Consider the following 8,604-nt stretch of genomic DNA (forward strand, 5'->3'; position numbering starts at 1 on the left):
CGGCAGGAACAGCACCCGGCCGGAAATCACCTCGCCATGCTGCGGGTGGCGGACATCGGCGATGCGGCCTGTCTTCGGGTCGACGCCGCCCCAGAAGCTGATCGGCGCCGTCAGCACCAGCGCTTCGCCTTTACCGGCCTTGCCCCGTACCAATATCTCCGCGGCGGCGCTCATGCGGCGAGGTCCGTGAAGCGCGGCTTGCCGGCGACCGCGCTTTCGACGCAATCGGCGAGCGAGGCATAGAGCACCGCATAGCCGGTGTTGCCCGGAGCGTAATGCGCGAACTTGCCCGAATTGGTCATCAGCACGCCGCCGGCAAGTTCCGGCATGATCGGCGTCACCACCACGCATGTGTCGGAAACGATGACGACCCCGCTTGCTTCGAGCCTCTTCCGCCGGCCGTCCTGCTCCAGCAAGGCAAGCACGTGACGGCCGGTGCAGGCATAGATCGGCACGGTGAGCCGTCTTCCGGCAATCAGCCGCTCCAGCATGTCGAACTCGGCAAAGGACAGATGCGGGCTGCCAATGGCGACCGCATCGATGGTTTTCGGCACCGCCGCCGTCGACAGGCCGGCGCGAGCCTTCGCCGCCATCTGCGGCGTGACGTGGATCACCGCCGGTTCAGGCCCGGCCAGAATGGTTTCGACGTTGGGCGCCTCTGGCGTGACGCCAGCAATGTGGAACAGCCCGACCGCGCCGGAGGAAGCGGCAGCGGCGCCGAAGGCCTTTAGCGCGTCGTCGCCGGGATGGTCGGCGATGCCGGCGACGACGCCGATCGTATCCCCGACCTCGCGGCCATAGAGGCTGCCCAGCACCGGCCAGGCGATCTCGGAAGCAAGGAAGGAAGGCGATAGGCCCGAGACGTCGAACACCAGTCGCGCCCGGCGGTTCTCGGCCCGGTGCAGGCCATAATCGGGTGCGCGGCCGGTGATGGCGCAGGCGATGTCGAGGAAATCGCCGTAGCGGTTGGTGCGGGCGCCCAGCACCGAATTGCAGAACACCACCGCATTGGACTCGCCCCAGGCGACATCGCTGCCATGTGCCGGCCTGTGCCCGGCCTGATAGGGCGCGCAGGTCCAGCTTTGCTCGCAGCCGAGCTTGCGATAGGCATCCATCATCCGCCGCGCCATGCCGCGCTGCGGCTCTTCCAGGCGAATGCGCGAGCAGCCCGTCAGGTCGAGCGCCCCGACATTGAGCGTCGAGCGCACTGCGACCCTGGCGCCGCCTTCGACCAGCCGCTCGGCGAACAGCGTGCCGGAATCGCCGTGATAGAGCGCGCCGTCGATATGCGCCGAACAGATCGGGATCAGCCGCGGCGCTCCGAGCAGGCGCGCGCTCTCGGCGACGATGCGCATCGCCATTCCCGCGCCGTCCTTACCGGCGGCGGTTGCCTGTTCCTCCGGGCTGAGCGCGAGGCTCAAGACAGCACCTTGCGCATGGTGATCGAGGTCGGCCTGTCGTAGCCCGCATGCGCGGTGCGCCCGGTCTCGCGAAAGCCGAGCCGGAGGAAGGCCGCGTGGTTCGCCGTAAGCTCGATACGCGTCTGCAGCTCAAGGGCCTGCTTGCCGCGTCGGTGGGCAAGATCGTCGACGGCCTGCATCAGCCGTCCGCCTATGCCTCGCCCCTGAAGGCCAGGCTCGACGGCAAGCTTGCCGACATAGAAATCGTCTGCCCTCTCCATCGCAAAGACGCAGCCGACGATCCGGCCGTTCTCCATGGCCAGGAACGGCGTTTCTTGCCCGGCCTTGCTCTTGAGGTTTTCGGGTGTGAGCTGATGCGCCGAGGATGGCGGGTCGATGACGCCGTCCATATAGGCGAAGGCGCGCCGGATCAGCGCCAGCAATTCGTCCCACTGCGCGAAGTCCGGCGGAAGCTCGCTGACGAGGAGAGTGGCCGTCTGATCCATGCGTTCAGAGTGCCTTGTAGCGGACGGTGTCGAAACGGGCGGTCAGCCCGTCGTAAAGCAGCAGCCGGCCGACCAGCGGCTCGCCGATGCCGGCGATCAGCTTGATCGCCTCCATCGCCTCCAGCGTGCCGACGACGCCCGTCAGCGCGCCGACGATGCCGGCAACGGCGCAGGATGGCACCAGCCCTTCGGGCGGCGCTTCCGGAAAAAGGTCGCGGTAGCCTGGATTGCGCTGGCCATCGGCGCCCGTTTCAAATGGCTTCAGCACCGTCACCGAGCCGTCGAAGCGGCCGACGGCGGCAGTGACCAGGGGCTTCTTTTCCTGGGCGCAGGCATCGGCCAGAGCATAGCGTGTCTCGAAATTGTCGGAGCCGTCGACCACGATATCGTATTGGGCGACGAGGGCAGGGGCATTTTGCTCGGTCAGCCTGAGGCGATGCAGTTCCACCCTGACATTGGGGTTGATGCGCATGATCGCCGCCGAAGCGCTGTCGGTCTTCGCCATGCCAATAGTATCGCTGCCATGGATCACCTGCCGCTGCAGGTTGGACAAGGAGACATCATCGTCGTCGACGATGCCGAGCGTGCCGACGCCGGCCGCGGCGAGATATTCGAGCACAGGCGCCCCAAGCCCGCCGGCGCCGATCACCAGCACCCGCGCCCGCTTCAGCTTCTGCTGGCCGGAGCCGCCGATTTCGGGCAGCACGATGTGGCGGGCATAGCGCTCGAGCTCTTCGTCGGTGAGGGCAGCATTCGTCATGGCCGGACCATATAGCGGGCAGGAAACCTTGTCATGCACATGCAAGGCGAAGCCTTGTCATGCACATGCAAAGCGAAGCCTTGTCACTGACATGCAAGGCAAAGCCTTGTCACTCACATGCAAAGCGAAGCCTTGTCACTCACGTGCAAAGCGAAGCCTTGTCCCGCAGGACAAATCGTCGTGCAAGGCGCTTTGAACTCTTCGACAGTTCAGCCGGTCGGGCCGACGCTGCCGTGATCGACCGTCAGGAATTGCGCCCGCCCGGCAAGGCTGGAAAACAGCGCCGCGTCGGTGCCGGTCATGAAGGCCTGGCAGTTGAGCTCTTCGAGGATGGAAAACAGCGCAGCGCGCCGGCCGCTGTCGAGATGCGCGGCGATCTCGTCGAGCAACAGGATCGGCGTCAGGCCCGACATCTCGCCGGTCAGCCGCGCATGCGACAGCACGATGCCGACAAGCAGCGCCTTCTGCTCGCCGGTCGAGCACAATTCGGCCGGCATCGACTTCGGCCGGTGACGGACCGCGAGGTCGGAGCGGTGCGGACCGTCGAGCGTGCGACCAGCGGCGCGATCGCGCTCGCGGCCATTGGCGAGTATGGCGCGGAATCGCTCCTCGACGTCGACTGCCGGTGTGACCGCGATTTCGCTTTCCAATTCGCCGGCGAGGCTGATGTCGGCCTGCGGAAACGGGCCGCTGCCCGGCAGCTTGTCGATCATGGCCGCAAGCAGTCGCACCAGCTCGGCCCTGGCCGCCGCGATCGCCACCCCGGTTTCGGCCATCTGCATCTCGATCGCGTCGAGCCAGCCGCTGTCGCGCGAGCCTTCCGTAAGCAAACGGTTACGGCCACGCATCGCCTTCTCGTAATCGAGCGCGCGCTGCCCGTGGCCGGGGTCGATCGCCAGCACCAGCCGGTCGAGGAAGCGGCGGCGGTCGGCGGCCGGCCCTGGAAACAGCCCGTCCATCGCCGGCGTCAGCCAGACGACCCGCAGCCATTCGAGCATATCCTCGGCCGATTTTGCCGTCGCGCCGTTGATGCGCACGCGCCTGCCGCCTTCCGCGGCACCATCGCCGCCGGCAATGCCGGTGCCGATTTCGACCTGACCTTCCGGTCCTTCGATGCGCGCATGCAAGGCAAAGCCGCCATCGCCGCCCTCGCGGGCGACGTCGGCGTAAGGCGCGCGGCGCAGCCCGCGCCCCGGCGTCAGCAGCGAGACTGCTTCGAGCAGATTGGTCTTGCCGGCGCCATTGTCGCCGGACAGCACGACAGCGCCGGGGCCGAGATCAAGCGAAAGTCCCGCATAGTTGCGAAAATTTGTAAGTGTAAGCTTACTTATATAGCTCTGCTGCCGAAGCTGTTTGGCGTCCGAGGTCACGGCGACATGTGAGGCCTGCTAGAGCAATTCCAGGAAAAGTGCATAGCGGTTTTCCGTCCGGAATTGCGTCAACAAAAGAGACAAAGCCTAGACCCGCATCGGCATCAGCACGTAGAGCGCGGTCTCGTCGGCCATGTCGTGGATCAGCGTCGGAGACCCGGCATCCGCCAGCATGAACTTGGCTTCCGAACCGGTGAGCTGGGCGGCGACATCGAGCAGATATTTGGCGTTGAAGCCGATCTCGATCGGGTCGGACGAGTATTCGGCCGCCAGCTCCTCGGTTGCGCTGCCGGAATCCGGATTGTTGACGGCGAGCGTGAGCTGGCCGTCATTGATCGACAGTTTCACGGCTCGGCCGCGCTCGGACGAAATGGTCGAGACGCGGTCGACGGCGGCGGCAAAGCTCTGGCGGTCGATAACCAGCTTCTTGTCATTGCCGGTCGGGATGACGCGCTGATAATCGGGGAAGGTGCCGTCGATCAGCTTCGAGGTCAGGATGACGCTGCCGATGGTGAAGCGGATCTTGGTATCCGACAGCTCCGTCGTCACCGCGATATCAGGGTCGTCGACCAGCTTCTGCAGCTCGCTCACCGTCTTGCGCGGGATGATGATGCCGGGCATGCCTTCGGAGCCTGCCGGCGCGTCGATCTCGGCGCGCGCCAGTCGGTGCCCGTCGGTCGCGACCGAGCGCAGCTTCAGCTTGCCGCCCGCCTCATGCGTGTGCAGGAAGATGCCGTTGAGATAGTAGCGCGTCTCTTCGGTCGAGATCGCGAACTGCGTCTTCTCGATCAGGCCCTTGAGCGCCACCGAATCGAGCCGGAAGATGTGCGAGAAGGAGCCGGCTGAAAGCTCCGGGAAATCGGACTGCGGCAAGCACTGCAGGCGGAAGCTGGAGCGCCCGGACGTGACGGTCATCGCGTTGCCGTCCTCGTCGGTCTTCAGCATCACCTCGGCGCCGTCGGCCAGCTTGCGCACGATGTCGTAGAGCAGATGCGCCGGAACCGTCGTCGCGCCGCCGCGCTCGACCTTGGCCGGCGTGGCTTCGGTCACTTCAAGGTCGAGGTCGGTGGCCTTCATTTCCAGGCTGGCGCCCTCGGCGCTGAGCAGCACATTCGACAGAATCGGGATGGTGTTGCGCCGCTCCACCACGCGATGGACGTGGTTGAGGGACTTCAGAAGATTGGATCGTTCCAGGATAACACGCATGACGAAACAGGCTCGCTTCAATGAATGAGCGGGTCACCGGGCAGCGGCGTCCCGCAAAAGCTCCGAAAAGCTCAGAATCTATGTAAGCTGACAGTAAAAACCCTGCAAACGCAAGCCCGCGGCACCGGTTCCAGCCGGTTGCGCGGGCTTTCTGGGGATAAAGCGGGCGAAGCGCTCAGGCCTGCTCGTTGATCAGCCTTCTGAGCAGTTCGAGTTCCTGTGCCAGCGTGTTGTCGGCGCCGGAAAGATCCTCGATCTTGCGCACGGCGTGCAGAACCGTCGTGTGATCGCGGCCGCCGAAACGGCGTCCGATCTCCGGCAGCGAGCGCGGCGTCATCACCTTGGAGAGATACATCGCTACCTGCCGCGGTTTGACGATGGTGCGCGTGCGACGGTTTGAGAGCAGTTCCGTCTTCGAAACGTTATAGTGGCGCGCCACGATGCGCTGGATGTCCTCGATACGCACCCGCTTCGGCTCGCCCGAGCGGTAGATATGGCCGAGGATCTCGTCGATGCGGTCGATAGTGATCTGCGGCTCGAAGGACTGGCGAAACAGAAGCTGGTTGAAGGCGCCTTCGAGCTCGCGCCCGCTGCCCGTCACCGTTCTGGCGACGTGATCGAGGATCTCATCCGAAATGTCGAGCGAGGTATCGTCGATCTTGGCAGTGGCAAGGCGCAGCTTCAGCATGCCGAGGCGCATGCCGAAATCCGGTGCCGACATTTCGAGCGCCACGCCGCCGTTGAGGCGCGAGCGCACCCGCGGCTCCAGCGACTCCAGTTCAGACGGCGGCCGGTCGGCGGCGACCACCACCTGCTTGGCGCTGTCGAGCAGCATGTTGATGAGATGGCAGAACTCGTGCTGGATCGACTTGCCCTGCAGGAACTGCATGTCGTCGATTATCAGCAGATCGATGTCGCGCAGCTGCTCCTTGAGCGTCAGCGCATTGTTGTCACGGATCGCGGTGGCGAAGCGCCACATGAAATATTCCGCCGTCAGGTAGACCACGCGCGATTTCGGATTGTGCCGCAGCGATTCCGCCGCGATCGCCTGCAGCAGATGCGTCTTGCCCAGGCCGACGGTCGCATGGAGAAAGAGCGGGTTGAAGCGCACCGCGCTCGACTGCGATTCCGCCACCGCCTTGGCCGCCGCGAAAGCAACACGGTTCGAAGGGCCTTCGATGAAGGAAGTGAAAGTGTAGCGCGGGTCGAGCGGCGACCCCAGCACATTGTGGCGGAACTCGGTCTCCACTGGCACGCCCTGGCGGGGCGCCGGCGTCCGCTCCACGCGACCGGCGCTCGCGGTGCCGGCGGCAAGCGCGGTCTGGGCCTGCTTGGTCATCTTGCGCGCCGGCGCGATCTCCGGCTCGACATTGTTGCGGCCCTGCCGCGTGGCGGTCCGCACGACGATCTCGATCTTGAGAAGGTCGGGATCCTCGTGCCTCCACAGTTCGGCGATAAGATCGAGGTAGTGGCCGTTGATCCACGACCGCAGGAAGGCCGTCGGTACCGAGATGCGGACCATGCCGCGCGACGCCTCGGCAACCTTCATGCGGCCGAACCAGCTCGAATAGACCTCGGCCCCCAGACGCGCCTTCAATTGGGCCTTGACCCGCTCGAACTTCTGTTCAGCGTCGCTGGATGCCGCCATGTCGTCCCCTCCGACGATAGTTGCTGGGAATGGGAGTTCGCCCGCAATCTCCCCTTCGATGCCGCTCTGCATGATCAAGTTCCTTGTCTCTCGTACCCTTTTTCCGCCGGGAGTGCGCCTCCTGCACCCTGGGTCCGGCGACGTTTTTCGCTGCGCCTCTATCGCCGCCGCCGGCGATATCGTTGCAACGTTGCGCAAGGGACCTCTGCCGGCTCTCGCAAGCCGGCTTGATCATGCCAAGACAATACAACACCGCCCGGCGAAAATGCCGGCCCAACGTCGACTGCCATGTACAATTACGCCAGTCCCCTACCCGCACCGAAGAGACAAACCAAGCCGCACGCGGAATTGCTCCGCGTCATGAATTCCGCCATTTTTTGCTGGCCGATTCAGGCTGGGTTAAGGGCAGGTGCCCGTCCCTTCGATGGATGGACATTACCGAAATCGCTGTGGATAGGGCAAGGCCACGTCTAACGGATTTTTAACGAATCTGGTTACCGGAGACGTGTTCAAAGCAGGTGCCACTGCGGCCCATTTTCATAAAGCCATTGTGATTCAAACCCTTTTCCGTGGAATGTGAAAAAGGCCACACCTTCGGAAATTTTCTGAAATAATTCTCTTGACAGCTACTTGTCCCCCGCCGCTCCTCCGCGAGTTGAACAAGCTGTGGATGACCGTCTGTAAGCTTTTGAAAAATATATGGATTTTGTGGCAGGCTCATCTATGGCCGTGCCCGCATCCAGCGGTCGTCGACATGAGCGATTATGTATATGCCGGCAAAACATTAGCTACTTTGAAATTCGGCCCAAGCGTCGTTGTCCGACCGTTCTTTTTAAGTACTTGCCGGCAAACGAAAAAACCCGGCCTGTGCGGCCGGGTTCAAGGATAACGGTTCTAAAGGGAAGTCGGTCAGGCCGACAGCACCTTGACCCGCTGGGCCAGCCGCGAAACTTTGCGGGAAGCCGTGTTCTTGTGGAGGACACCCTTGGTTGCTGCGCGCATCAATTCCGGCTCCGCGGCCTTGAACGCTTCCAGCGCAGCAGCCTTGTCGCCGGCGGCGAGCGCCTCTTCGACCTGGCGAACATAGGTGCGGACGCGGGACCGACGGTTCTTGTTGATCGCCGCCCGGCGGGCGATCTTGCGCGTTGCCTTTTTGGCCGAGGACGTATTGGCCATGATGCCTCTCTTCTGATCTGGTGGGCGCCAGCGGGTCGCAGGGCGCAAAAAACAAACGGGCAGCCACGGGCCGCCTCGGTTGGTGCGGCTTATAGTTCAGCTTTTCCGGCGCGTCAACGCCGCTTCGCGGTCTTTTTGGGCTTGAAGCCGCGCCTCGCTGAAACGGGTCTGCGCGCCTAAAGCCGTTGTCTTTGTGCATGCCCGGCTTCTTGCCAAAATCGCGGCACGCATTAGGCCGACAAGCCCTAGCGGTTGCTGAAATTCGGCTTCCGCTTCTCGACGAAGGCGGCCATACCCTCCTTCTGGTCATCGAGCGCAAACAGCGAGTGGAAAAGGCGGCGCTCGAAGCGCAGCCCCTCGGCAAGCGTCGTCTCGAAAGCGCGGTTGACGGCTTCCTTCGTCATCATCACCGACGGCAGGGAAAACTCGGCGATCTTCGCTGCCGCTTTCAGCGCCTCCTCGACCAGCTCGGCCGCCGGCACCACTCGCGACACCAGTCCGCAGCGCTCGGCCTCGGCAGCGTCCATCATCCGCCCGG

At 63.9% G+C, this 8,604-nt stretch carries 9 protein-coding genes; all 9 read right to left on the reverse strand.

Features of this window, described 5'->3' with window-relative positions:
- The coding region (locus tag EOA32_RS28840) for a DUF126 domain-containing protein (RefSeq protein WP_128373527.1) at nucleotides 1-174 on the reverse strand (174 nt) is incomplete at its 3' end.
- Nucleotides 171-1,421, reverse strand: coding sequence for an aconitase X catalytic domain-containing protein (locus tag EOA32_RS28845; RefSeq protein WP_128373528.1), 1,251 nt, complete (start codon nucleotides 1,419-1,421; stop codon nucleotides 171-173). The genes EOA32_RS28845 and EOA32_RS28840, both read right to left, overlap by 4 nt.
- Nucleotides 1,418-1,906 (reverse strand): GNAT family N-acetyltransferase, encoded by a 489-nt coding sequence (locus EOA32_RS28850; RefSeq protein WP_095782895.1) that lies wholly within the window; start codon nucleotides 1,904-1,906, stop codon nucleotides 1,418-1,420. The genes EOA32_RS28845 and EOA32_RS28850 overlap by 4 nt, the downstream gene beginning before the upstream one ends.
- 4 nt (nucleotides 1,907-1,910) lie before the next feature.
- Entirely contained in the window at nucleotides 1,911-2,666 is a 756-nt protein-coding gene (locus EOA32_RS28855; RefSeq protein ID WP_095783119.1) for a molybdopterin-synthase adenylyltransferase MoeB, read from the reverse strand.
- Nucleotides 2,667-2,875: 209 nt separating this feature from the next.
- Nucleotides 2,876-4,036 (reverse strand): DNA replication/repair protein RecF, encoded by a 1,161-nt coding sequence (recF, locus tag EOA32_RS28860; protein ID WP_095782896.1) that lies wholly within the window; start codon nucleotides 4,034-4,036, stop codon nucleotides 2,876-2,878.
- A gap of 87 nt (nucleotides 4,037-4,123) precedes the next feature.
- On the reverse strand, nucleotides 4,124-5,242 hold the full coding sequence (dnaN, locus tag EOA32_RS28865) for a DNA polymerase III subunit beta (RefSeq protein ID WP_066996395.1): 1,119 nt from the start codon (nucleotides 5,240-5,242) through the stop codon (nucleotides 4,124-4,126).
- A gap of 175 nt (nucleotides 5,243-5,417) precedes the next feature.
- A complete protein-coding gene (dnaA, locus tag EOA32_RS28870; RefSeq protein ID WP_245322332.1) occupies nucleotides 5,418-6,890 on the reverse strand; it encodes a chromosomal replication initiator protein DnaA in 1,473 nt (490 codons plus the stop codon).
- A 909-nt stretch (nucleotides 6,891-7,799) separates the two neighbouring features.
- Nucleotides 7,800-8,066: a 30S ribosomal protein S20 gene (gene rpsT, locus EOA32_RS28875; RefSeq protein WP_066996401.1), complete on the reverse strand. Its 267-nt coding sequence runs from the start codon at nucleotides 8,064-8,066 to the stop codon at nucleotides 7,800-7,802.
- Nucleotides 8,067-8,311: 245 nt separating this feature from the next.
- The coding region (locus EOA32_RS28880; RefSeq protein ID WP_245499409.1) for an enoyl-CoA hydratase-related protein at nucleotides 8,312-8,604 on the reverse strand (293 nt) is incomplete at its 5' end.

The sequence above is a fragment of the Mesorhizobium sp. M1A.F.Ca.ET.072.01.1.1 genome, from assembly GCF_004023325.1.
Lineage (GTDB): Bacteria > Pseudomonadota > Alphaproteobacteria > Rhizobiales > Rhizobiaceae > Mesorhizobium.